Consider the following 25,234-nt stretch of genomic DNA (forward strand, 5'->3'; position numbering starts at 1 on the left):
CTACACGCCCCTCTCGGAGTGGCGCGCGATCATGCCCGCGCTCTGCTCCTCCAGCACTTCCACCATGGCGCGGCTGCGCGCAGCGACCAGGCTGTGCAGGAACACCAGCGGGATGGCGACCACCAGGCCCAGCACCGTGGTGACCAGCGCCTGTGAGATACCGCCGGCCATGAGCTTCGGATCGCCCGTGCCGAACAGCGTGATGGCCTGGAAGGTGCGGATCATGCCGACCACGGTACCGAGCAGGCCGAGCAGCGGCGCCACCGCCGCGATCACCTTGATCCAGCCCTGCCCCTGCTCCAGGCGCGGCGTCTCCTTGAGGATGGCCTCGTCCAGCTTCAGCTCCAGGGTCTCGGTGTCGATGTGCTTGTTCTCCTCGAACACCTTCAGGATGCGGCCGAGCGGGTTGCCCTCCGAGGCGCTGTCGCGTTTCAGCTGCGAGCTGAGCTTGCGGCCGGTGACCAGCAGCGCGAGCAGGCGCCACAGCGCGATCAGCAGGCCGATGCAGCCGATGGCGATGATGACGTAGCCCACGGTGCCGCCCTGATTGATGCGCTCGCCGAGACTCGGCGACTGCACCACCAGGCTCAGCAGCGCGCCGCGGCTGGGATCCACCGCCATGCGGGCGTTGCCTTCGCGCGCGGTGTAGAGGTTCTCCGCCAGGCTGCGGAAGCGGTCATCCGGCTGCCGGGCCAGCTCCTGCAGCTCGTCCGCCGCCGGGTCGTATTGCAGGAAGCGGTCGCCGGTGATCACGTTGAACAGTCCCACCCGCACGACCTCGGCGCTCTCCTCCTGCCCCGCCGCGTTGCGGATGGTGGCCGCGAACCGGTCGACGTCGCCGGAGCCGGCCATCTCCTCCAGGATGAGCACCTGAAGGGACTTTAGGTCGGCGATGGAGGGCAGGCCGCGGGCGGAGGCGAGTTCCGTCGCGATCTCGCCCCGGTCCGGATACTCCGCGGTGATGAGCGAGGTATCCACCATGCCGTTGACCTCGCCGGCCGTCTGGCGCACGACGCCGAACAGCTCGCCCATGTCGCCGACCCGGATGCGCAGCGTCTCGTTCAGCTCCTCGAGCTGGCGCTCGTTCTCGTCGAACTGCGTCTTCAGCCGCTCGCTGCGCCGCTCTTCCTCCGCCAGCGCGCGCTTCGCGCTCTCCAGCAGCGCCTGCTGCTGGTTGCGCTTCTGCAGGAACTCCTGCTCCCGCTGCCGGTTCTCCTGGCTCAGCCGCTGGCCCTGCTCGCGGACCGTCTGCAGCAGCTCGTCCATGTCGCGGGGCGCGTCCTGGGCGAGCGCCGTGCCCGCCCCCAGGGCCATCGCCGTGACCAGGCCCATTACGCCGGCAGCTCTGGCCGCCCAGGCCGCCCTGCTAATCGATACGCTCATCATTCCTGCTCCGGGGCCGGGACCGGCAATGTCAGCAACTGCGGGGCCGCCTGCTTCCTGGCGATGGCGATGCCCTCGGTGATCGAGCGCCGGTACGAGGAGTCGAGCTCCTCCCACTGGCGGGTCTGCTTGTTCCAGAAGCCGGTGCGTGACCGGTCGGCCGTCTGGTAGGCGAGCAGGACGCGCCCGACCCTGAGGAACGTCACCCGGGTATCGACGCCGTCGATGTCCAGGCTGCCCGTGTAGGCCTCGATGTTACGGCCGAAACGGGCCTCTTCCTTGTAGGCTTCCATGATCTGGCGGTACTTCTCCGACACCGTGAGGTCGGAGCGCTCCATGTTGTCTTCGAGGCGGGTCACCCGATCCATGCGCTCACGCAGCTGGAAGGGCATGTCCAGTTCGATGAAGGCGCGGAGATCCGAGATCATCTCCAGCATCAGCGGCACGATGCCCTGCTCCACGTCGCCGAACTCCTCGAGCTGGCGGGTGATGGATGCCTTCTCCTCCTCCTGATCCTCGACCAGCCGCTGCAGGTTGTCGTTGTAGATCCGGATCCGGTCGAGCTGCTGGGTGGTCACGCGGTATTCGCCCAGCAGCTCCGAGGTCTGATCGGCCAGCTGGCTGATACGCACCTGGGAACGCTGCGCCGAACGGTTGACCTCGGTCTGCTCGCCGAGCACCTGGCCTAGCGTCGTCTGGCCGCCGGCCGGCGCCGCCAGCACGAAGACGGCCAGCAATCCGGCCGGGAAGCGACTCACGCGGACGGACCGCAATCGCGGGAATCGAACCATTATGAGAATTCCTTGGACTTTTAGACGTGTCCCGGGGCGCGCCCTGTCGCGCCAGCGGATCGCCGGAAACTAGCAGAATACCGGCGCAAAAAAAAGCGCGGCAACGCCGCCGCAACCGCCGGCGCCGGACGAATACCGGCCAGATCGTTACGGATGCAACCGATTATGCCGGGGCCTATAATCGTCGTGTGACCGATAACCCCGAAGCGCGCGCAGAGGCGCTGCGCGCGGGGTGCTGTCGCCATGTTTTTCCAGGAGGGGGATATGGAACTGTTCGACACCATGAGCGACCGCGGCCACGAGCAGGTCGTGTTCTTCCAGGATCGTCCGACCGGCCTCAGGGCCATTGTCGCGATCCACTCCACGGTGCTCGGCCCGGCGCTGGGCGGCCTGCGCATGTGGCCCTATGCCAATGAGGAAGAGGCGCTGCGCGATGTCCTCAGGCTGTCGCGGGGCATGACCTACAAGGCCGCGGTGTCGGGACTGAACCTGGGCGGCGGCAAGGCCGTCGTCATCGGCGACCCCGAGAAGGACAAGAGCGAGGCCCTGTTCCGCATGCTGGGCCGCTTCATCGGCTCGCTGTACAACCGCTACATCACCGCCGAGGACGTCGGCACCACCGTCGACGACATGGACCACATCTTCCAGGAGACCGACCGGGTGGTGGGCGTGCACGAGGTGCACGGCGGCAGCGGCGACCCCTCGCCGTTCACAGCGCTCGGCACGCTGAAGGGCATCGAGGCCTGCGCCGAGCGCAGGTTCGGCCACGCCGATCTGGGCAGGCTCAGCTTCGGCGTGCAGGGGGTGGGGCACGTCGGCCGCCATCTCGTGCACATGCTGCGAGAGCGCGGAGCCCGCGTGACGGTCACCGACATCAACGAGGAGCGCGTTCAGTCGATGGTGGACGAGTACGGTGCCGAGGCGGTGCCCATGCAGAACGTCTACGACCTGGACATGGACGTGTTCGTGCCCTGCGCGCTCGGCGGCGTCATCAACGAGGACACCGTGCCGCGCCTGAAGTGCAGCGTCGTCGCCGGCAGCGCCAACAACCAGCTGGAATCCGAGGCCTGGGGCACGGCGCTCGAGGAGCGCGGCATCCTGTATGCACCGGACTATGCCATCAACGCGGGCGGCCTCATCAACGTGGCGATCGAACTGCAGGGTTATGACAAGGAACGCGCCCACCGTCAGGTCTCGCTCATCTACAATAGCCTCGGCCGGATATTCGACATCGCCGAGCGCGACGGGATACCGAGCTGGCAGGCGGCCGACCGCATGGCCGAAGAGCGCATCGCCGCCCTCGGCCGCACCAAGCTGCCCTATACCCGGCGTTTCAAGGACCGGCTCTCGGGCCGGGCCCATCACACGACCACCACGCACTGACACCGGAGCGCGCCGAGCCCATGATCAACACCCGCATCAGTGAAGAGATCGACCTGCTGCGCGAGACCGTGCGCCGCTTCGCGGAGGAGGAGATCGCGCCGCGGGCCGCCGAGATCGATGCGAGCAACGAGTTCCCCGCCGACCTTTGGCCCAAGCTGGGCGAACTGGGCCTGCACGGCATCACCATCCCCGAGGAGGACGGCGGCACCGGGCTCGGCTACCTGGCCCACGTGGTGGCCATGGAGGAGATCTCGCGGGCCTCCGCCTCGGTGGGGCTGTCCTACGGTGCGCACTCCAACCTGTGCCTCAACAACCTGTACCTGAACGGCACGGAGGCACAGCGCGAGCGCTTCGTGCCCGGTCTCGTGAGCGGAGAGATGCTGGGCGCGCTCGCCATGTCCGAACCGGGCGCGGGCTCCGACGTGGTCGGTTCCATGAGCTGCCATGCCGAGAAGCAGGACGACGACAGCTGGCTCGCCAACGGCTCGAAGATGTGGATCACCAACGGCCCGCGCGCCGACGTGATCCTCACGTACATGCGTACGGCGCCGAAGGAGGACGGGTCGCGCTCCATCACCGCCTTCCTGGTGGAAAAGGACATGCCGGGTTACCGCACGGCGCAGAAGCTGGACAAGCTCGGCATGCGCGGCTCGGACACCTGCGAGCTCGTCTTCGAGGACTGCCGCATACCGGCGGAGAACGTCCTCGGCGAGGTGAACCGGGGTGTCTACATCCTGATGCGCGGGCTCGACTCCGAGCGGCTCGTGCTCTCCGGCGGCCCCATCGGCATCATGCAGGCCTGCCTGGACGCCGTGATGCCCTACCTGCGCGAGCGCAAGCAGTTCGGCCGGCCCATCGGCAGCTTCGGCATGATGCAGGGCAAGCTGGCCGACATGTACACCGCGCTGCAGACCTCCCGGGCGTTCACCTACCGCACCGCGGCCCAGTTCGACCAGGGGCTGCCGACCCGCCAGGACGCCGCCGCCTGCCTGCTGCACGCCTCCCGGGAGGCGGTCACCGTCGCGCTGGAGGCCATCCAGAGCCTCGGCGGCAACGGCTACATCAACGAGTACCCCGTGGCGCGGCTGCTGCGCGACGCCAAGCTCTACGAGATCGGCGCCGGCACCACCGAGATCCGCCGCATGCTGATCGGCCGGGAACTCCTGGCCGCCGACTGAGCGCCGCCCGCGCTACAATGACCGCCCGCCCCAGAAGACGGAGAACGAGATCGCCATGAGTCAGGACCCAATCGTCATCGTTGCCGCCCGACGCACCCCGATGGGCGCCTTCCAGGGCGGCCTCGCCCCGCTGCCCGCCCCCGAGCTCTCCGCGGCGGCCAGCCGCGCCGCCCTGGCCGATTGCGGCCTGGACCCGGCGGAGATCAGCGAAGTGCTGCTGGGATGCGTCCTGCCCGCCGGCATCGGCCAGGCGCCCGCACGCCAGGCGGCGCTCGCCGCCGGCCTGCCGGAGTCGGTGGGCTGCACCACCGTGAACAAGGTCTGCGGCTCCGGCATGAAGACCGTGATGCTCGGCGCCGACCTCATCCGCGCGGGTTCCGCCGCGGTGGTCATGGCCGGCGGCATGGAATCGATGACCAACGCGCCGTACCTGATGCCCGGCGCGCGGGCGGGGCTGCGCATGGGCCACAAGGAGATTCTGGATCACATGTTCTTCGACGGCCTGCAGAACCCCTACGACGGCAACATGATGGGCCACTTCGCCGAGGAGACGGCGAAGAAGTACGGCTTCAGCCGGGAAGACCAGGACGCCTTCGCCATCGCCTCGGTGGAGCGGGCGCGTGCGGCGGCGGACAGCGGCGCCTTCGACGCCGAGATCGCGCCGGTCACCGTGAAGACCCGCAAGGGCGAGACCACCGTCGACACCGACGAGGAGCCCGGCCGGGCCGACGTCTCGAAGATCCCGAACCTGCGGCCGGCATTCGCGAAGGACGGCACCGTGACCGCGGCCAGCTCGTCCTCCATCTCCGACGGCGCGGCGACGCTGCTGCTCATGAGCGCCGCCGAGGCGGAACGCCGCGGCATGGAGCCGCTGGCCCGCATCGCCGGCCACAGCGGCTACGCCCAGGAGCCCGCCTGGTTCACCACGTCGCCGGTGTATGCCATCCGGGCGCTGCAGGACGAACTCGGCTGGTCGCCGGACGACGTGGACCTGTACGAGGTGAACGAGGCCTTCGCCTGCGTCACCATGGCCGCGATGCACGACGTGGGGATCGCCCACGAGCAGGTCAATGTCAACGGTGGTGCCTGCGCCCTCGGCCATCCCATCGGCGCCTCCGGCGCCCGCATCGTCGTCACGCTGCTGCACGCACTGCGCAACCGCAACGCGAAGCGCGGCATCGCCTCGCTGTGCATCGGCGGCGGAGAAGCCGTCGCCCTGGGTATCGAGACGGTCTGACTCCGTGCCCGCCCTGAAGAGCCATCTGGATCCCGCGGATGGCCGCGTTGCCGAGAACGCGCGTCACATGCAGGGGCTGGTCGACGAGCTCCGCGACAAGCTGACGGCAGCGGCCCGGGGCGGCAGCGAGCGCGCCCGCACGAAACACGCCGAGCGCGGCAAGCTGCTCGTCCGCGAGCGCATCGACGCGCTGCTGGACCGCGGCAGCCCGTTCCTGGAGCTCTCGCCGCTGGCCGCCGACGGCCTCTACGACGGCGCCGCACCGGGTGCCGGCATCGTGACCGGCATCGGCCGGGTGCACGGCCGCGAGGTCATGGTGGTGGCGAACGACGCCACCGTGAAGGGCGGCACCTATTTCCCGATGACGGTGAAGAAACACCTCCGGGCCCAGGAGATCGCGCTGGAGAACCATCTGTCCTGCGTCTACCTGGTGGACTCCGGCGGCGCCTTCCTGCCGCGCCAGGACGAGGTCTTCCCGGACCGCGACCACTTCGGCCGCATCTTCTACAACCAGGCCAGCCTCTCCGCCGCGGGCATCGCGCAGCTGGCCGTCGTGATGGGTTCCTGCACCGCCGGCGGTGCCTACGTGCCGGCCATGAGCGACGAGGCCATCATCGTGCGCAACCAGGGCACCATCTTCCTCGGCGGCCCGCCGCTGGTGAAGGCGGCCACCGGCGAGATCGTGGACGCCGAGGACCTGGGCGGCGGCGAGGTGCACAGCCGCGTCTCCGGCGTGACCGACTACCTGGCCGAGGACGACAACCACGCGCTGGCCATCGCCCGGGACTGCGTCGCGCGGCTGGCGCCGGGGCGCGACACGTCACCACCGCACGTGCCCGCGCAACCGCTGATGGACGCCGACGGCATCTACGGTGTGGTGCCGACGGACCTGAAACAGCCCTATGACGTGCGCGAGATCATCGGGCGCATCGTCGACGGCTCGGAGCTGCAGGAATTCAAGCCGCTGTACGGCAAGACCATCGTATGCGGCTTCGCCCGCATCCATGGCTATCCCGCGGGCATCATCGCCAACAACGGCATCCTGTTCTCCGAGTCCGCGCTGAAGGCCACCCACTTCATCGAGCTCTGCAACCGCCGGCGCATCCCGCTGGTGTTCCTGCAAAACATCACCGGCTTCATGGTCGGACGCAAGTACGAGAACGCCGGCATCGCCAAGGACGGCGCCAAGATGGTGAACGCGGTGGCCACGGCGACGGTGCCGAAGCTGACCGTGGTGATCGGCGGCAGCTACGGCGCGGGCAATTACGCCATGTGCGGCCGGGCCTACGGCGGCCGCTTCCTGTGGATGTGGCCCAACGCCCGCATCTCGGTGATGGGCGGCGACCAGGCAGCCAGCGTGCTCGCCACCGTGCGCCGGGACGGCGCCGAGGCCCGGGGCGAGGACTGGCCCGAGGACGAGGAGGCCGCCTTCCGCGAGTCGATCCGCCACCAGTACGAGGACCAGGGCAACCCCTACTACGCCACGGCACGGCTGTGGGACGACGGCATCATCGATCCGCTGGACACCCGCCGGGTGCTGGCCCTCGGACTCGCGGTGGCCGCCGGCGCGCCCGATCCGGGCGAGGGACCCTACGGCATCTTCCGGATGTAGGGGGGCCGGGGGAGCCATGTTCCAGCGCATCCTGATCGCCAACCGCGGCGAGATCGCCTGCCGCATCATCGAGACCTGTCGCCGGCTCGGCATCGCCACGGTGGCCGTGTACTCCGGGGCGGACGGGCGCGCCCGCCACGTGCGCATGGCCGATGCCTGCCTGCCGATCGGTCCGGCGCCGGCCGCCGAATCCTACCTGGACGGCGAGCGCATCGTACGGGCGGCGCTGGACGCCGGTGCCGAGGCCGTCCATCCCGGCTACGGCTTCCTGGCCGAGAACGCGGATTTCGCCGCCGCCGTGCGCGCCGCCGGCCTGGCCTTCATCGGACCCGAGACGGATACCATCCGCAGCATGGGCTCCAAGCGCGCGGCCAAGGAGATCATGGATGCGGCCGGCGTGCCGGTGATCCCGGGCGTGTCGGGCATCGGCAGCGTCGACGAACTGCGGCGCAGCGCCCAGAGCCTCGGGCTGCCGGTGCTGCTGAAGCCCTCCGCCGGCGGCGGCGGCAAGGGCATGCGGGTGGTGCGCGATCCCGCGCAGCTGGAGGACGCCTGGACGGCGGCGAAGCGGGAGGCGCTGGCCGCCTTCGGCGACGACGAGATCATCCTGGAGAAGTTCATCGAGCGCCCGCGCCACGTGGAGGTGCAGATCTTCGGCGACGGCCACGGCAATCTGGTGCATCTGTACGAGCGCGAGTGCTCCATGCAGCGCCGTCAGCAGAAGATCCTGGAGGAATCGCCGGCGCCGGGGCTCACGCGCAATCAGCGCGACGCGCTGCACGGCGCCGCGCTGGCCGCCGGGCGCGCCGTGGGCTACGTGAACGCCGGCACGGTCGAATTCATGCTGGACGAACGCGGCCAGTTCCACTTCCTGGAGATGAACACCCGCCTGCAGGTGGAGCACCCCGTGACCGAGCTGACCACCGGGCTCGACCTGGTGGAGTGGCAGCTCAGGGTGGCGAGCGGCGAGCCGCTGCCGGCCGCCCAGGGCGAGATCGCCAGCCGCGGCCATGCCATCGAGGCACGCATCTACGCCGAGGACCCGGGGCGCGATTTCCTGCCCTCCACCGGCGGCATCGAGGTGTTCGACTGGCCCCGGCGCGACCCCCTCGTGCGCATGGACACCGGTTACGAGGCCGGCGATGCCGTCGAGCGCTACTACGACCCGCTGGTCGCGAAGCTGATCGCCAGCGGGCCGGACCGCGACGCCGCTCTGAGGCACCTGCAGTCCGCGCTGGCCGGCTGCGTCCTGTTCGGCCCGCGCAACAACCTCGCCTTCCTGCGCCGCCTGGCCCGCACGCCGGCGTTCGTGGCGGGCCGCAGCGACACCGCCTACGTGGACCGGGAACTCGACGGCCTGACGCGCGCGACGCCGGTGCCGGACGGCGTCCTGCTCACCGCGGCGGCGGCCGTCATGCGCCGGCTGCAGCGCGGCAGCCGCGAGGACGCCTCGCCCTGGGCCGCCGCGGACGCCTGGCGCGGCCGCCCCGCCACCGGGACAACCATCGCCTTCGACACCGCCGCGGGCGAGCGGCGCATCGCGGCCCGCGGCGGCCCGCAGACCTTCTCCATGGCCATCCGGGATGCGCAGCAGGAGACCGGCAATGACGGAGAATGGCACCGGGTGCGGCTGATCGACACCGGCTGCCGCGGACTGGTGGCGGAGATCGACGGCGCATCCCGTGCGGTGGAGATCGCCTGCACGGCTCGCCGGGTCCAGGTCACGGTGGACGACGAGACCCGGGAGTTCGACATCGCCGACCCGTGGGCCACGGAATCCGCCATGCCCGAGACCGACGCCCACCCGGCCGCACCCATGCCCGGGCGGGTCGTGGAGGTGGCGGTGGCCGAGGACGACCGGGTTTCCGAAGGCGACAAGCTGCTCGTGCTCGAGGGCATGAAGATGGAGTTCACGCTGCGCGCGGGCACGGCCGGGCGGGTCGAGCGCGTGCGCGTGGCGGAAGGCGATTTCGTGGAGGCCGAGGCGGTCCTCGTCGACATCGAACCCGACGGCGACGGCAACGACGACGACAAAGACGACTGACAGGAGCAGACATGGATCTCGGCGGAGTAAAGGCGATAGTCACCGGCGGCGCATCGGGCCTGGGACGGGCGACGGCGGGGCACCTGCTGGCGGCGGGCGGCAGCGTCACGCTGCTGGACGTGAACGAGGAGGCCGGCGCGGAAGCCGCCGCGGAGCTGGGTGAGCGTGCCGGTTTCGTCCGCACCGACGTCAGCGACGAGGCGGAGGTGCGAGCGGCCGTCGGCCGGGCGGCCGAGGCGATGGACGGGCTCACCCTGGCCGTGAACTGCGCCGGCGTCGTCGCCCCCGGGCGCGTGCTCGGCCGCGACGGGCCCATGGACTCGGCCTACTTCGCGCGCACGGTGATGATCAACCTGGTCGGCTCCTTCAATATCGCGAAGGAGGCGGCAGCGCTCATGCAGAACAACGAGCCGAGCGGCGAAGGCGAGCGCGGCGTGATCGTGAACACGGCCTCGGTCGCGGCCTACGAGGGCCAGATCGGCCAGGCCGGCTACTCGGCCTCGAAGGGCGGCGTCGTCGGCATGACCCTGCCCATCGCGCGCGAGCTGGCCCGTTTCGGCATCCGCGTGATGACCATCGCGCCCGGCATCTTCATGACGCCGATGATGGCGGGACTGCCCGACGAGGTGCAGCAGTCGCTCGCGGCGCAGATCCCGTTCCCGCCGCGCATGGGCCGGCCCGAGGAATATGCCGACCTGGTCGGCTACATCTACACTAATCCGATGCTGAACGGAGAAACCATCCGGCTCGACGGCGGCATCCGCATGCAGCCGAAGTAGGCGCGGTGCCGGCGCGCGGCGCGCCGGCCGGCCTCACATGCCGGTGTAATTCGGGCCGCCGCCGCCCTCCGGCGTGACCCAGCGGATGTTCTGCTTCGGGTCCTTGATGTCGCAGGTCTTGCAGTGCACGCAGTTCTGCGCGTTGATGCGGAAGACCTTGCTGCCCTCCTCTTCCACCACCTCGTACACGCCTGCCGGGCAATAGCGCTGGGACGGACAGTCGTAGGTGGGCAGATTGAATTCGATGGGCAGCGACGGATCCTTCAGCTGCAGGTGGATCGGCTGGTCTTCCTCGTGGTTGGTGCCGGAGAGGTAGACGGACGACAGCCGGTCGAAGGTGATCACCCCGTCCGGCTTCGGATAGTCGATCTTCTCGGACTCGGCCGCCGGCTTCAGCTCCTCGTGGTCCGGCACCCGGTTGTGCATCGTGAACGGCATGCGCCCGCGCATGATGTTCTGGTCCAGGAACGTGAACGCCGCGCCGAAGAAAGTGCCGAACTTGTGCTGGGACGGCTCGAAGTTGCGCGCCTTGTGCAGTTCCTCGTACACCCAGGAGTTCTTCACCCGCTCCTCGTGGGCGACCAGATCGCTGCCGCCCTCGTCGCCGGCCTCCAGGGCCTCGAAGACGGACTCGGCCGCCAGCATGCCGGTCTTCATCGCCGTGTGCGCGCCCTTGATCTTCACGCCGTTCAGGTAGCCCGCGTCGCAGCCCACCAGCAGACCGCCGGGGAAGCAGGTCTTCGGCAGCGCCTGCAGGCCGCCCTTGTTGACCGCCCGGGCGCCGTAGGAGATGCGCTCGGCGCCGTCCAGATATTGACGGATCTTCGGATGGGTCTTCCAGCGCTGGAACTCGGCGAAGGGATCGAGATGGGGGTTCGAGTAGTTCAGCGCGATGATGAAACCGAGGTACACCTGGTTATTCTCGGCGTGATAGAGGAAGCCGCCGCCCTCGGTGTCGTTCCTGAGCGGCCAGCCGAGGGAATGCACCACCAGGCCTTCCTCGTGCTTCGCCGGGTCGATCTCCCACACCTCCTTCAGGCCGATGCCGTAGTGCTGGGGATCCGAGTTCGCGCGCAGGTCGTACTTGTCCATCAGCTCCTTGCCGAGATTGCCGCGCACGCCCTCGGCGAAGATGGTGTAACGGGCGCGGAGCTCATAGCCCGGGGTGAACGAGTCTTTCTGCCTGCCTTTCCGGTCGACGCCCATATCGCCGGTGATCACGCCCGCGACCTTGCCGTCCTCGTACAGCACCTCCGCGGCTGCGAAGCCCGGGAACACGTCGACTTCCAGCGCCTCCGCCTGCTCGCCCAGCCACACGCAGAGCTTGCCGAGGCTGATGATGTAGTTGCCCTCGTTGTGCATGGGGCCGGGGACGAAGGGTCCGGGCACCTTCATGGCGCCCTTCTCCGAGGTCATGTAGTAGATGTCGTCACGGGTGACGCCGGTCTTCACCGGCGCGCCGCGTTCCTTCCAGTCCGGGAACAGCTCGTCCAGGGCCCTCGGTTCGAAGACGTTGCCCGAGAGGATGTGCGCACCGATCTCCGAGCCTTTCTCCACGACGACGACGGAGAGTTCGCGGCCTGTCTCCTGCGCCAGCTGCTTCAGTCGGCAGGCCGCGGCCAGACCGGCCGGGCCGGCGCCTACGATAACGACGTCGAATTCCATGGATTCGCGTTCCACGTGTCATCCCCTCTGTTGGTTGCTGGTTCGGGGCTGAAGCCCCTCCTACATGGATCGGGCCTGAAGGCCCTCCTACATGGCTCGGGGCTGAAGCCCCTCCTGCGTGCGATTCGTGCGCTTGCGAAGTATCCGTGCAATTCTAACATCCCGTGCCCGGGCGGCGCCCGTCGAGGCCTTGTGGAGACCTTGTGGAGGCAGAGGCGCGGACGGTGTACGCTCCGTGCGCCATGACCATCCACCACCGCTACCTGGACTGCGTGCGCCGGGAGGACCTGACCCGGGATCCGGCCCAGGAGGCGGCCGTGACGGAGCTGCAGCGGCTGCACGACGAGCTGGCCCGGGACACCGGCACTGCGGCGGCGCTGCGCCGCGGCCTGGCGCGGCGGTTCCCCGGGCGCTTCGCGCTCGAGCCGGTGCGCGGGCTCTATCTCTGGGGCGGCGTCGGCCGCGGCAAGACCCTGCTCATGGACCTGTTCTTCGAGGAGCTGCCCTTCGAGGACAAGCTGCGCATTCACTTCCACCGCATGATGTGGCGGGTGCACGAGGCGCTGAAGCGCCACGGGCAGCTGGAGGACCCGCTCGACCGGGTCGCCGCGGATATGGCGGCGGAGACCCGCGTGCTCTGTTTCGACGAGTTCTTCGTCTCCGACATCGCGGACGCCATGATCCTCGGCCGGCTGCTCCGCGCGCTGTTCCGCCGCGGCGTCACCCTTGTGGCGACCTCGAACCTGCCGCCGTCGGAACTCTACCGCGACGGCCTGCAACGCCAGCAGTTCGTGCCGGCGATCGAGGCCATCGAGCGCCACTGCCGGGTGTTCCACCTGGATGCGGAGACCGATTACCGGCTGCGCGTGCTCGAGGAGGCGGAGATCTATCACTCGCCCCTCGACGAGACCGCGGACCGCAACCTCGCGCGTTATTTCCGGCGCATCGCCTCGGGGCGCGAGGAGCACGGCCGCACGCTCACCATCCAGGGCCGGCCGGTGCGCACGGTGCGCCTCGCCAGGGGCGTCGCCTGGTTCGAGTTCGCCGAGTTGTGCGATGGCCCGCGCAGCCAGGACGACTACATCGAGATCGCCCGGCGCTACCACACGGTGATCATAGCGGGCGTGCCCGTGTTCGACCGCTCGAGCGAGAACCAGGCCCGGCGCTTCATCGCCCTGGTGGACGAGTTCTACGAGCGCCGGGTCAACCTGATCCTGTCGGCGGCCGCGCCGCCGGACGAGCTGTACCGGGGCCGGCGCCTCACCTTCGAATTCGAGCGCACCGTGAGCCGGCTCGTCGAGATGCAGTCCCGGGAGTATCTCGCCGCGCCGCACCTCGCCTGATGCCCCGCCGCGTCATTGCGGCATGTCCGGGCTGGCCAGCGCCCTTCGCGGAGGCTAACCTCATCCGGTCTGCGGCGAGATGCCGGCGCGATGGACGGAGACCATGGCCGAGAAGCAACAGGAACTGATACTCGAGGACTTCCTCCCCTACCGCCTCTCCATACTGTCGAACACGGTGAGCGCCACCATCGCGGGCGCCTATTCGAAGCGCTTCGGGCTGTCGATACCCGAGTGGCGCATCATGGCCGTGCTGAGCCGCCACCCGGGTCTGTCGGCCTCGGAGGTGGCCGAACGCACCCTGATGGACAAGGTCGCGGTCAGCCGCGCGGTGGGCAAGCTGATCAAGAGCGGGCGCATCAACCGGCGCTTCGCCGACCAGGACCGCCGCCGATCCATCCTGCACCTGTCGCCCGCCGGCGAGGAAGTGTATGCGGAGGTGGCGCCGCTGGCGCTGAAGTTCGAGCGCGAACTCCTGCACGGGCTGAGCGACGACGAGGTGCACACCCTGGACGTGCTGCTCGAGCGCCTGCTCGCGCGGGCGCGCCTGCTCGGCGCGCCCCACTACTGAGTCAGGTGGCGTCGGCGAGTTCCGTGCGCACCCGGATCAGCTCCGGGAAGAAGTCGTAGTCCAGCGCCCGCTTCAGCCAGGCGACCCCCGCCGTGCCGCCGCTGCCGCGTTTGTGGCCGATGATCCGCTCCACCGTCTTCAGATGGTGGAAGCGCCAGAACTGGAAGTTGTTGGACACGTCCATGAGGGCCTCGGCCAGTTCATAGGCCTGCCAGTAACGCTCGGGCTCGGCGTAGATCTCGCCCAGCGCTGCCACCACCCGGTCGTCGGGCTCCCGCGGCACCGTGAAGTCCCGCTCGACGGCCTCCCGCGGCACCGGCAGGCCGATCCGCGCCAGGTGGCGCAGGAACTCGTCGAAGATGGCGGGCGCTTCCAGCGCCACGCGCAGCCGCCGGTGCCACTCCTCGTGGCGGGCGAACACGGCGATCTTCGCCGGATCCTTGTTGCCGAGCATGAACTCGACCAGCCGGTACTGGGGTGACTGGAAGCCGGAGGCCTGCCCGAACACGTGGCGGAACTCGGCGTACTCGCTGGGTGTGAGCGTATCCAGCACGTCCCACTGGCTGTAGAGCTGGTGCTGCACCTGCTTGACCCGCGCCAGAATCTTCGCCGCGCGGGCGAGATCGTCCTCGCGGATGGCGGCCATCGCCGCCTCGAGCTCGTGCACGGTCAGCTTGAACCAGAGTTCCGCCACCTGATGCTGGATGACGAACAGCATCTCGTCGTGGTGGGGCGGGTCGCTCAGCGGGCGCTGCGCGGACAGCAGCCGGTCGAGACGGAGATAACCGGCGTAGTCCTCGCGGGGGTCGAGGTCGGTGTGGAATGCGTTGTCGTAATGGTCGGTCGCCATGGGGAACGCTCTCCTCCTCGCGCGCCGGCGCTGCCGCCGGCGGCCTGTCATGACTCGATGCGCGGCAGGATACCAGCAAGCGGACGGCCACGGCGGGGCTGTGTCGTCGTGTATACTGGCGCCCCGTTGGAAGACGGTCACACCCCCGCCGGGATCGCGGCCGGCGGCGTCAGGAACTGCGATCATAGTGAGCCCCAAAGCGCTGCGCCGGAACACGGACCAGAAGGACCGGATCCTCGAGGAGATCGTCGGCGCCGTACGCGGCTCCGGACCATTCAGGAATCGCGCGCGCCTGCGCACCTTCATCCGCCACTATTACGCCGACGTCGACGTCGAGGACCTGCGCGCGGCCACGCCCGAGAACCTGGCCGGCGCCGCACTCGCCCACCTGGAACTCGGCATGACCCGGCGGCGCGGCCGCCACCGGCTGCGCATCTACAACCCCGACCCCGGGCGCGACGGCTGGGACTCCAGCCACACCATCGTGGAGATGGTGAACGACAACATGCCGTTCCTGGTGGACTCGCTCGGGATGGCGGTGGCGCGCACGGGCGCCAACGTGCACCTGACCGTCCATCCGCTGGTACGCCTGGAGCGCGACGCAAAGGGCACCCTGACCGCCATCCATCCCCGCTCGGCCCGGGAAGGCCATGTGGAGTCCTTCGTGCGCCTGGAGATCGACCGGGAGACGAGCGACCGGCGCATGGCGGCGCTGAAGCGCGCGCTGGAGGAGACCCTGCACGACGTCCGCGTGGCCGTGCGGGACTGGCGCCGCATGCGCGAGAAAATGCTGGAGGCCGCCGCCGCGCTCGAGGGACCGGCCGGCCGCGTGGATCAGACCCTCGTGGAGGAGAGCCGCCACCTGCTCGAGTGGATGGCGGACGACCACTTCACCTTCCTCGGCTACCAGGAATACGAGGTCGTGCGGAGCAACGGCGAGGCGCAGCTGCGACCCGTCGCGGATACGGGCCTCGGCATCCTGTCGAAACGCCGTTCGGCGGAACGCCGGGTCACGATGACCCCGGAGATGCGGCGCGAGGCCCGCGGGCGGGAGCTGCTGATCCTGACCAAGGCGAATGCCCGCTCCACGGTGCACCGGCCCAGCCATCTCGACTACATCGGCGTGAAGGTCTTCGACGAGGCCGGCGAGCCGGTGGGCGAGAAGCGCTTCCTCGGGCTGCTCACCTCGGTGGCGTATAACGAGAGCCCGCGCGCCATCCCGTTGTTGCGGCTGAAAGTGCGGCGCGTCATCGAACGGGCGGAGCTGGATCCCAGCGGCCACCGGGGCAAGGCGCTCATGCACGTGCTGGACACCTACCCCCGGGACGAGCTGTTCCAGGCCTCGGTGCGAGACCTCTCGCGCACGACCTCCGGCATCCTGAACCTGCAGGAGCGCCAGCGCGTGAAGCTGTTCCTGCGCCGGGACGCCTTCCGCCGCTTCTTCTCCTGCCTCGTCTACGTGCCCCGCGAGAAGTACAACACCCGGGTGCGCCAGCGCATCGAGACCATCCTCATGCAGGCGTTCGACGGGCTCAGCATCGAGTCGTCGGTGGAGTTGTCGGAGTCGGTGCTCGCCCGGCTGCACCTCATCGTGCACATCGAACAGGGCCGCAAGCCGAGGATCTCCATCCGCCAGATCGAGAAGGACATCGGCGAAGCCGTGGTGACCTGGCAGGACCGCCTCGCCCACGCGCTGGTGGAGCATCTGGGCGAGGCCCGCGGCATCGCGCTCGCCCGCCGCTACGGTCACATCTTCCCGCTGGCCTACGAGGAAGACGTCCTGCCGGCCGCCGCCTGCGGCGACGTCGAGACGCTGGACCGGCTGAAGGGCGGCGAAGCGGGCGACGGCGAGGACACGGAGCTGTACCGGCCGCCCGGCGTCACCGAGCGGCTTCATTTCAAGATATGCCGTCCGGGCGAGCCTCTGCCTCTCTCCGACGCCCTGCCGATCCTCGAGAATCTGGGCGTGCGGGTGGTGAGCGAGCGGCCCTACCACCTGGAGCCGGATGACGGCAGCGCCTGGTGGATCCAGGACTTCGAACTGGAGCATCCCCGCGGCGCCGCCATCGATCCGGCGGAGGCCGAGCGCCGCTTCGAGGACGCCTTCTCCCGGGTGCTCGCCGGCGAGTGCGAGAACGACGGGCTGAACCGGCTGGTGCTCGAAGCCGGTCTGAGCGCGCGGGAGACGTCGATACTGCGCGCGTTCTCGAAGTACCTGCTGCAGCTGGGACTGCCTTTCTCCCAGCCCTACATGGAGTCCGTGCTGGCGCGCCATCCGCAGATGGCCGCGTTGCTGGTGCGCCGTTTCAGGCTGCAGTTCGACCCGGATGCCGATGCCGAAGCCGCGCGCGCAGGGCTCGAGGAGTGCCGCCGCGAGATCGCCCGGCTGGTCGCCGAGGCGGCGACGCTGGACGAGGACCGGATCCTGCGCGCCTACACGGGCGTGCTGGAAGCGGCGCTGCGCACGAATTTCTTCCGCGTCGACGACGACGGCCGGGAGCCGCCGGCAATCGCCATCAAGTTCGACCCTTCCGCGCTGGAAGAGGCACCGCTGCCCCGCCCCCGCTACGAGATCTTCGTGTACTCGCCGCGGGTGGAAGGCACGCATCTGCGCGCCGGCCCGGTGGCCCGCGGCGGCATCCGCTGGTCGGACCGCCGCGAGGACTTCCGCACCGAGGTGCTGGGCCTGATGAAGGCCCAGACGGTCAAGAACACGGTGATCGTGCCCACCGGCGCCAAGGGCGGCTTCCTGCCGAAGCGCTTGCCCCACGGTGACAAGGGTGACAGGGACGCGGTGCAGGCGGAGGTGATCGCCTGCTACCGCATCTTCATCGGCTCGCTGCTGGACATCACCGACAACATCGTCGAGGGCGAAGTGGTGCCGCCGGACCGCGTGGTGCGCCTCGACGGCGACGACCCCTACCTCGTGGTGGCCGCCGACAAGGGCACGGCGGCGTTCTCCGACATCGCCAACGGCATCTCGGCGGAGTACGGCTTCTGGCTGCACGACGCGTTCGCCTCCGGCGGCTCGGCGGGCTACGACCACAAGAAGATGGGCATCACCGCCCGCGGCGCCTGGGAGGCCGTGCGCCGGCATTTCCGCGAGATGGGCATCGAGACCCAGAGCCAGGAATTCACGGTGGTCGGCATCGGCGACATGAGCGGCGACGTGTTCGGCAACGGCATGCTGCTGTCGCAGACCATCCGCCTGCTGGCCGCCTTCAACCACCAGCACATCTTCCTGGACCCGAACCCGGACGCCGCGGCGAGCTTCGCCGAGCGCGAGCGCCTGTTCGCCCTGCCCCGCTCGAGCTGGGAGGACTACGACAAGCGGCTGATCTCCGCCGGCGGCGGCATCTGGCCCCGCTCGGCCAAGAGCATCCCGCTGAGCGCCGAGGTGCGCGCCATGCTGGGCGTCACGGACGAGAGCCTGAGTCCGCCCCAGCTGGTACGCGCCATCCTGCGCATGGACTGCGACCTGCTCTGGAACGGCGGCATCGGTACCTACGTCAAGGCCGGCAGCGAGTCCCACACCGAGGTGGGCGACCGCAGCAACGACGCCGTGCGCGTCAACGCCGGCGAGCTCGGCTGCCGCGTGGTCGGCGAAGGCGGCAACCTGGGTCTTACGCAGCGGGCGCGCATCGAGTTCGCCCTGGCCGGCGGACGCATCAACACGGACTTCATCGACAACTCGGCCGGCGTGGACAGCTCCGACCGGGAAGTGAACATCAAGGTGCTGCTCGGGCAGGTGGCCGAGACCCGGCGCATGACCACCGGCCGGCGCAACCGGCTGCTGGCGGACATGACCGAGGACGTCGGCGCGCTCGTCCTGCGCAACAACTATCTGCAGACCCAGGCCATCAGCATGATGCAGGCCACCGGGGTCGACCGCCTGAGCGAGCATCTCTATCTCATCCAGGCGCTGGAGAAGACGGGCCTGCTGGACCGGGAGCTCGAATACCTGCCGGACGACGAGACCCTGGAGGAACGGCGCCAGCGCGACCTGGGGCTCACCCGGCCGGAACTGGCGGTGCTGCTCAGCTATTCGAAGATCGAGCTCTACGCCCGCATGCAGGCCGCCCATATCCCCACGGACGGGTATCTCGCGAAAGAGCTCGAGCAGTATTTCCCGGCGCCCCTGCCCCGCCGCTACGGCGACCTCATCCGCGAGCACCGCCTCGGCGGCCAGATCCTCGCCACGCTGATCACCAACAGCATGGTCAACCGGATGGGGCCCGCGTTTGCCTGGCGGGCGGCGGACGAGACCGGCGCCGATGCGGTGAGCGTGGCGCGCGCCTACGCCGTGGCGCGGGAAGTCTGCGGCGCCCGCGAGATCTGGGCGGGCATCGAGGCGCTGGACAACCTGATACCGGCGGAGACCCAGTACCTGGTCATGTTCGAGGTCAGCCGCAAGCTGCGCCATGCCTGCTACTGGCTGCTGCGCCGCGAGCAGTCCTACGAGAGCATCGAGTCCGCCGTGCAGACACTGAAGCCCGGCGTCAGCCTCGTCTTCCAGAAACTCGGCTCACTACTGCACGAGAGCGCACGCCAGCGGCTGGCCCGGATGACCAACGAGTTCGAGTCCATGGGCCTGCCCGGCCGGCTCGCGCAACGCATCGCCGCGCTGACGGCGGTCACCTCGGCGCTGGACATCGTCGACATCGCCGGCGACCGGGATCTCAAGCGGGTCGCGCGGCTGTACTTCGAGCTGGGCCGCGGACTGCGTCTGGACTGGGTGCGCGAGAGGATCGACGAACTGCAGGCGCGCGGCCACTGGCAGGCCCTGGCGCGCAGCCGCCTGCGCGACAACATCCGCAACGTCCAGCGCACGCTCACCGAGCGGCTGCTTGAGGAGACCGGGCCGGAACTCGGCACCGGCGAGGCCGTGGTCAGCTGGCTGGACGGCGCCGGGGAGCGGGTGCGCGGGGCGCGCCACATGCTCGACGAAATGCAGAAGAGCGCCCGTACCGATTTTGCTACGCTCTCGGTCGCCACCGACGAGCTGACTAAGCTCACGGGCCGCTGACAGGACCGCGGGACGCCGACGACCATCCCGGACACAACCCCGAACAACAATGGCTGACAGATAATGGCAGACGAACAACTCATCGCGGTATTCATCGACTTCGAGAACCTGGCGCTGGGCGCCAAGGAGACGCCCCAGGGCACCTTCGACATCAAGCTGGTGCTGAAGCGCCTGCTGGAGAAGGGCCGCCTGGTGTACAAGCGCGCCTACTCCGACTGGAGCCGCTACCAGAAGTACGTGCGCGACTTCCACGAGCAGGGCATCGAGCTGATCGACATCCCGCAGACCAAGTTCAGCGGCAAGAACAGCGCCGACATCCGCATGGTGGTCGACGCCATCGACCTCTGCTACGCGAAGAGCCACATCGATGCATTCGCACTGGTGTCGGGCGACAGCGACTTTTCGCCGCTGGTCTCCAAGCTGAAGGAGAACGACAAACGCGTGATCGGCTGCGGCATCAAGAGCTCCACCTCGGATCTGCTCATCGGCAACTGCGACGAGTTCATCTACTACGACGACCTGGCCCGTGTGGCCGGGCGCAAGCAGACCCAGGGCGCGAAGAAGAAGAAGACGGAGCAGAAGAGCGGCACGAACGGCAAGCGCCAGGAGGCGCTGGAGATGCTGGTGGAGATAGTCGACTCGCTGGAGGCCGACTACGACCCGCTGTGGGGGTCGCTGGTCAAGCAGACCATGCGCCGCGTGCATCCGGGCTTCAACGAGAACTACTACGGCTTCAAGAACTTCTCCGAACTGCTGGAATCGGCGCAGAAGGAGAAGCTGATCCGGATCGACTTCGATGATGCGCGGGGCAACTACATCGTGCACACGGTCTGATGCGTCACCGCCGAAACCGCCAATGGACCGAGAGAGGTAACTAGCGAGATGCCAGGACAACTGATCCTCTGCCGCCACGGCCAGAGTGAGTGGAACCTGAAGAACCTGTTCACCGGCTGGACCGACGTGGACCTCACGGAGAAGGGCGTCGAGGAGGCGAAGGAGGCCGGGCGCACGCTGAAGCAGGCGGGCTACCGCTTCGACGTCGCCTACACCTCCGTCCTGAAGCGCGCGATACGCACGCTGTGGCTGATCCAGGACGAGATGGATCTCATGTGGATCCCCGTGCACCGCAGCTGGCGGCTGAACGAGCGCCACTACGGCGCCCTGCAGGGCCTGAACAAGGCGGAGACGGCGGAGAAATACGGCGAGGAGCAGGTGCACGTCTGGCGGCGCAGCTACGACACGCCGCCGCCGCCGCTCGAGGAAGACGACGAGCGCCATCCCCGCTTCGACCGCCGCTATGCCGGCATCGCCGACCTGCCCGCCACCGAGTCGCTGAAGACCACGCTGGAGCGGGTGGTACCCTACTGGGACGACGTGATCGCGCCTGACCTGCTGGCCGGGCGGCACGTCCTGATCGCCGCCCACGGCAACAGCCTGCGCGCGCTCGTGAAGATGCTGGACGGCATGTCGGACGACGAGATCACCGGCTTCAACATCCCCACCGGCATCCCGCTCGCCTACGAGCTGGACGACGACCTGAAACCGCGCAGCCGGGAATTCCTGGGCGACCCGGACGCGGTGGCGAAGGCCGCCGCCGCCGTCGCGAACCAGGCGAAAGGCTGAGGAGACGACCATGATTCACGATCTCGGCGATGCGAGCCCCGACATCCACGAAGACGCCTGGGTGGCGCCCGATGCCCGGGTGATCGGCCGCGTGCGGCTGAAGGCAGGAGCCAGCGTCTGGTTCCAGTCCGTGCTGCGCGGCGACAACGAATGGATCGAGATCGGCGAGGGCTCCAACGTCCAGGACGGCACGGTGATGCACACGGACATGGGCTATCCCCTCACCGTCGGCGACCGGGTCACGATCGGCCACAAGGTCATGCTGCACGGCTGCACGATCGGCGCTGATACCCTGATCGGCATCGGCAGCATCGTCCTGAACGGCGCGCGCATCGGCTCGAACACCGTAGTGGGCGCCAACAGCCTGGTGACGGAGGGCAAGGAGTTCCCGGACGGCGTGCTGATACTGGGTGCGCCGGCCAAGGTGGTGCGCGAGCTCAGCGACGAGGAGATCGCCATGATCGGCCACTCCGCCGAACATTACGTGGAGAACGCCCGGCGCTACCGGCGCGATCTCGACTGACGCGAGCCGGACAGCGATCAGGCTTTCGGCAGCTGCGAGCGCAGCCACACGAATCCGAAGGCGCCGCCGGTCGTGAGCGCAAGCGGCAGGAACAGCGCGTAGATGCCCAGCCCTTCCTCCACGCCCTGCAGGATCTGGTAGGCGCCCACGCCGGCGATCGGCGCCAGCAGGCCGCGCACCCCGGTCAGGGTCACGTGCAGGCCCATGTATTCCGTCGCGCGGGCATCCGAGGCGAAGTCGTTGTGGCCCAGGTTCCAGCCGAGGCGCCCGCCGGCATAGCCCGTGCCGAGCAGCGCCGCACCGAGCCACAGCACCTCGATGCGCGCGGTGAACACGCCGGTGAGGAACGCCGCCATGGCGGCCACGAAGGACCAGCTCTGGATGGCGCGGTAGCGCACGATGTGCACCCGGTCGAAGAAGCGGGCCCACAGCGGGATGGAGAGCGGGATCACCGCGAAGGGGATGGACGAGGTGATCAGCATCTGCTGCAGCCGCGACAGGCCGAGCTGCTCGTTCAGTATTATCACCAGCTGGGCCACCACCATCAGGTTGCCGCTGCCGAAGACGAACATGCAGGTGAGATAGCGCCGGTAGTCGTGGTCGGTGCGCAGGATGCCGAACAGGTCCCGGCGCCGGCGCCGCCCGGGCCCCGCCTGCTCCGCCCGCTCGGCGGCCACCAGACGCCGGTGGCCGCGCACACGCACCCGGGCATACAGCGCCATGCCGGCGAACATGGCCAGCGCGGCCGCCGGATAGACGTAGCGGAAGGCCAGCGGGTCGCGGTCCAGCAGCAGGCCGGTGACGACGCCGGTCGTGGCCATGCCGAGCGCCGCCAGCACCGTCACCCGCGCCGTGAAGTTGCCGCGGACGTGGCGGGGATAGTTGGCGCGCCAGATCGCCGAGCGCACCGTCACGATGCCGGACCAGAACAGCCGGGCGCCGATGACGCCGGCGACGAACAGGGCCAGGCCCCAGCCGTTGATGGGCGCCAGCGCGATGGCGACCAGGCTCAGGCCGGCGGCGAGCTTCAGCGCCGTCAGGACCCGCACCTTGTCCCGGCCGCTGGCCATGCCCGCCCAGAGGAACGAGAGTATGTTGGCGAACGCCGGCGCGCCGGCCACCAGCGCGACGCTCTGGTTCAGGGCCACGTCGCCGACGGCGCCGGCGAAGGCGTTCTTGGCGATGACGCCCACCACGCCGCCTTCGACAGCACCGAGGCCGAGGGAAAAGAGCGTCCAGGCGCGCAGTTCGCGGCCGTACAGCGCACGCGCCACGAACGGCATGCGCGCCGAGAAGAACCAGCTCAGATAGTGGCGCATGGACTATTGGCTCATGGACTATGGGCGCACGGATCGGGACACGGGCAGGCGCGTCGGCGGGCGCACACCATGATCAGTCCTGCGCGGCGGCGCTTCTGCGCTTTCGCTCCAGCGGCTCGCGCCACACCCGCACGAGACCCTCCTGGGCCGTGGAAGCCACCAGCGTGCCGTCGCGGCTGAAGATCTGGCCGCGCGAATAGCCCCGTCCGGCCGACGCGTTGGGACTGTCGAAGCTGTAGAGCAGCCACTCGTCCACGCGGGTCTTGCGGTGGAACCACAGCGCGTGATCGAGGCTCGCCATCTGCACGTTGCCCGTGCCGAAGCGCAGCCCGTGGGGCAGCGTCGCCGTGCCCAGCAGCTCGTAGTCGGAGAAATAGGCGAGCAGATTGCGGTGCAGATCGGGGTCGTCCGGCAGGCGGTCTGCGGCGCGCACCCAGACGTGCTTGACCGGCGGCCGCTTCTCCGGCTTCAGGAAGTCCGGCGGATCCACGGGGCGGAACTCGAACGGCCGCTTCTGGGTGAAGAAGCGGCGCATCTTCTCCGGCAGCACGTGGACGATCTCGGAGGCGAGTTCGTGGGAATCGCGCAGTTCCTCCGGCGGCGTCACCTCCGGCATCTCGGCCTGGTGCTCGAGGCCCTCCTCCGGCACCTGGAACGACGCGGACAGGTTGAAGATGGGTCGCCCGTGCTGGATGGCCACCACCCGGCGCACGGAGAAACTGCGCCCGTCCCGGGCGCGGTCGACGTCGTAGACGATGGGCGCCTCCACGTCGCCGCGGCGCAGGAAATAGGCGTGCAGGGAATGGGCCACCCGGCCCTCCACCGTGTGATGCGCTGCGGACAGGGCCTGACCGAGCACCTGGCCGCCGAAGACCTGCGCACTGCCGATGTCCCTGCTGTCGCCGCGGAATATGTTCTCTTCGATGCGCTCGAGCTTCAGCAGTTGCAGCAGATCGGCGAGTACGGGATCCATGCGGAGACTCCGTGGCTGGGGAAACGAGCGGCGTATTCTAGCAGGCGCCGTCGGCAGGCAGGCCGGCAGCCGGGCGGCGTAATCGACGGGACGTGGCAGCCGGGTTTATAGTGGTTTCCTTGCCGGCGGAAGAATGCCCGGAGGAGGAAGGCGATGGCTGACGAACTCGGCGGCGGCTCCGTGTGGCCGCGGCGACTGGGGCGCTTCGCGCTGTACGCGGCGCTGGCTGCCGTGCTCGCGCTGGTGATCGCGGGACCCGGGCACCGCTTCGGCATCGTCGGCGTGATGCCCGGGATCCGGCTGGCGATGGCCGGCGGCGCACTGGCACTCGTGGCTGTGATACTCGGCATCATCGCGGTCATCGGCATCCTGCGGGTGCCGGGACAGCCGGCGCTCGGCAGCGCGGTGGTGGCCGTGGTAATCGGCGCCGCCATCTCGTTGCAGCTCTACGGCTGGTTCGCTCAGGCGCGCAGCGTGCCGGCCATCCACGACATCAGCACCGACCTCGAGGACCCGCCGGCCTTCTCGGCGATCGCGCCGCTCAGGGCCGGCGCACCGAATCCGGCCGCCTGGGCCGGGCCGGAGAACGCCGAGCAGCAGCGCCGGGCCTATCCGGACCTCGACAGCCTGGTCGTGGATGCGCCGCCCGCCGAGGTGGTCCGCCGCGCCGCGGAGATCGCCCGGGCCTTCGGCTGGGAGGTGGTCGCCGCCGAGCCCGACGCAGGCCGCGTGGAGGCGGTGGACACGACCTTCTGGTTCGGCTTCCGCGACGACGTGGTGCTGCGCGCCCGCTCCGTGGCGCAAGGCACCGAGGTGGACGTGCGCTCGAAGTCCCGGGTGGGGCGGAGCGATCTCGGCACCAATGCCACGCGCATCCGCGAGTTCCTGGCAGCGCTGGAGGAGTCTCTGGCCACGTCAGGCTAGCCGGCGGGGCCGG

General features: G+C 69.2%; 19 protein-coding genes. 13 read left to right on the forward strand and 6 right to left on the reverse strand.

What is annotated here, in order from left to right:
• Positions 1–1,386, reverse strand: a complete 1,386-nt coding sequence (locus ACJMKZ_RS03400) for a MotA/TolQ/ExbB proton channel family protein (protein ID WP_405231793.1) — start codon at positions 1,384–1,386, stop codon at positions 1–3.
• Positions 1,383–2,141, reverse strand: a complete 759-nt coding sequence (locus ACJMKZ_RS03405; protein ID WP_405231794.1) for a DUF3450 domain-containing protein — start codon at positions 2,139–2,141, stop codon at positions 1,383–1,385. Before ACJMKZ_RS03405 ends, ACJMKZ_RS03400 begins: the two co-directional genes overlap by 4 nt.
• A gap of 297 nt (positions 2,142–2,438) precedes the next feature.
• On the opposite strand from ACJMKZ_RS03405, the gene ACJMKZ_RS03410 reads away from it, so the two are divergent.
• The 6 genes from ACJMKZ_RS03410 to ACJMKZ_RS03435 are packed head-to-tail and all read left to right on the forward strand — an operon-like array spanning position 2,439 to position 10,407.
• A complete protein-coding gene (locus ACJMKZ_RS03410; protein ID WP_405231795.1) occupies positions 2,439–3,557 on the forward strand; it encodes a Glu/Leu/Phe/Val dehydrogenase dimerization domain-containing protein in 1,119 nt (372 codons plus the stop codon).
• Positions 3,558–3,577: 20 nt separating this feature from the next.
• Positions 3,578–4,735, forward strand: a complete 1,158-nt coding sequence (locus ACJMKZ_RS03415) for an acyl-CoA dehydrogenase family protein (protein ID WP_405231796.1) — start codon at positions 3,578–3,580, stop codon at positions 4,733–4,735.
• A gap of 55 nt (positions 4,736–4,790) precedes the next feature.
• Positions 4,791–5,972 (forward strand): acetyl-CoA C-acyltransferase, encoded by a 1,182-nt coding sequence (locus ACJMKZ_RS03420; RefSeq protein ID WP_405231797.1) that lies wholly within the window; start codon positions 4,791–4,793, stop codon positions 5,970–5,972.
• Positions 5,973–5,976: 4 nt separating this feature from the next.
• Positions 5,977–7,584: a carboxyl transferase domain-containing protein gene (locus ACJMKZ_RS03425; protein ID WP_405231798.1), complete on the forward strand. Its 1,608-nt coding sequence runs from the start codon at positions 5,977–5,979 to the stop codon at positions 7,582–7,584.
• A gap of 16 nt (positions 7,585–7,600) precedes the next feature.
• The gene (locus ACJMKZ_RS03430) at positions 7,601–9,628 is read left to right on the forward strand and encodes an acetyl/propionyl/methylcrotonyl-CoA carboxylase subunit alpha (RefSeq protein WP_405231799.1); all 2,028 of its coding nucleotides are present in this window, start codon (positions 7,601–7,603) and stop codon (positions 9,626–9,628) included.
• Positions 9,629–9,639: 11 nt separating this feature from the next.
• Positions 9,640–10,407 carry an SDR family NAD(P)-dependent oxidoreductase gene (locus ACJMKZ_RS03435; RefSeq protein ID WP_405231800.1) on the forward strand — a complete coding sequence of 256 codons (768 nt, stop codon included), beginning with the start codon at positions 9,640–9,642 and terminating at the stop codon, positions 10,405–10,407.
• 33 nt (positions 10,408–10,440) lie between these two features.
• Here ACJMKZ_RS03435 and ACJMKZ_RS03440 read toward each other — a convergent pair whose 3' ends face one another.
• Positions 10,441–12,087 (reverse strand): electron transfer flavoprotein-ubiquinone oxidoreductase, encoded by a 1,647-nt coding sequence (locus ACJMKZ_RS03440; RefSeq protein ID WP_405231801.1) that lies wholly within the window; start codon positions 12,085–12,087, stop codon positions 10,441–10,443.
• Positions 12,088–12,314: 227 nt separating this feature from the next.
• Here ACJMKZ_RS03440 and zapE point away from each other — a divergent pair, with 227 nt between their 5' ends.
• On the forward strand, positions 12,315–13,415 hold the full coding sequence (zapE, locus tag ACJMKZ_RS03445) for a cell division protein ZapE (RefSeq protein WP_405233127.1): 1,101 nt from the start codon (positions 12,315–12,317) through the stop codon (positions 13,413–13,415).
• 103 nt (positions 13,416–13,518) lie between these two features.
• Positions 13,519–13,983, forward strand: coding sequence for a MarR family winged helix-turn-helix transcriptional regulator (locus ACJMKZ_RS03450; RefSeq protein ID WP_405231802.1), 465 nt, complete (start codon positions 13,519–13,521; stop codon positions 13,981–13,983).
• Position 13,984: 1 nt separating this feature from the next.
• Here the strand turns inward: ACJMKZ_RS03450 and ACJMKZ_RS03455 are convergent, their stop codons facing one another.
• Positions 13,985–14,833 carry a tryptophan 2,3-dioxygenase gene (locus ACJMKZ_RS03455; protein WP_405231803.1) on the reverse strand — a complete coding sequence of 283 codons (849 nt, stop codon included), beginning with the start codon at positions 14,831–14,833 and terminating at the stop codon, positions 13,985–13,987.
• A 187-nt stretch (positions 14,834–15,020) separates the two neighbouring features.
• On the opposite strand from ACJMKZ_RS03455, the gene ACJMKZ_RS03460 reads away from it, so the two are divergent.
• The 4 genes from ACJMKZ_RS03460 to ACJMKZ_RS03475 all read left to right on the forward strand — a co-directional run bounded on the left by ACJMKZ_RS03460 (position 15,021) and on the right by ACJMKZ_RS03475 (position 22,005).
• Complete coding sequence (locus ACJMKZ_RS03460; protein ID WP_405231804.1) at positions 15,021–19,859, forward strand: NAD-glutamate dehydrogenase; 4,839 nt, start codon at positions 15,021–15,023, stop codon at positions 19,857–19,859.
• A 63-nt stretch (positions 19,860–19,922) separates the two neighbouring features.
• Positions 19,923–20,693: an NYN domain-containing protein gene (locus tag ACJMKZ_RS03465; RefSeq protein WP_405231805.1), complete on the forward strand. Its 771-nt coding sequence runs from the start codon at positions 19,923–19,925 to the stop codon at positions 20,691–20,693.
• Positions 20,694–20,741: 48 nt separating this feature from the next.
• Entirely contained in the window at positions 20,742–21,482 is a 741-nt protein-coding gene (gpmA, locus tag ACJMKZ_RS03470; protein WP_405231806.1) for a 2,3-diphosphoglycerate-dependent phosphoglycerate mutase, read from the forward strand.
• Positions 21,483–21,492: 10 nt separating this feature from the next.
• A complete protein-coding gene (locus ACJMKZ_RS03475) occupies positions 21,493–22,005 on the forward strand; it encodes a gamma carbonic anhydrase family protein (RefSeq protein ID WP_405231807.1) in 513 nt (170 codons plus the stop codon).
• A gap of 17 nt (positions 22,006–22,022) precedes the next feature.
• On the opposite strand, the gene ACJMKZ_RS03480 is transcribed toward ACJMKZ_RS03475, so the two are convergent.
• Together ACJMKZ_RS03480 and tesB are read right to left on the reverse strand one after the other, a co-directional pair.
• Complete coding sequence (locus tag ACJMKZ_RS03480) at positions 22,023–23,324, reverse strand: MFS transporter (protein WP_405231808.1); 1,302 nt, start codon at positions 23,322–23,324, stop codon at positions 22,023–22,025.
• A gap of 73 nt (positions 23,325–23,397) precedes the next feature.
• The gene (gene tesB / locus ACJMKZ_RS03485) at positions 23,398–24,297 is read right to left on the reverse strand and encodes an acyl-CoA thioesterase II (RefSeq protein WP_405231809.1); all 900 of its coding nucleotides are present in this window, start codon (positions 24,295–24,297) and stop codon (positions 23,398–23,400) included.
• Positions 24,298–24,450: 153 nt separating this feature from the next.
• Between tesB and ACJMKZ_RS03490 the strand changes: the two genes are divergently transcribed.
• Positions 24,451–25,221: a DUF1499 domain-containing protein gene (locus ACJMKZ_RS03490; protein WP_405231810.1), complete on the forward strand. Its 771-nt coding sequence runs from the start codon at positions 24,451–24,453 to the stop codon at positions 25,219–25,221.
• Positions 25,222–25,234 lie beyond the last annotated feature (13 nt).

Origin of the sequence: Lentisalinibacter salinarum (genome assembly GCF_040706555.1) — a bacterium.
Lineage (GTDB): Bacteria > Pseudomonadota > Gammaproteobacteria > Steroidobacterales > Woeseiaceae > Lentisalinibacter > Lentisalinibacter salinarum.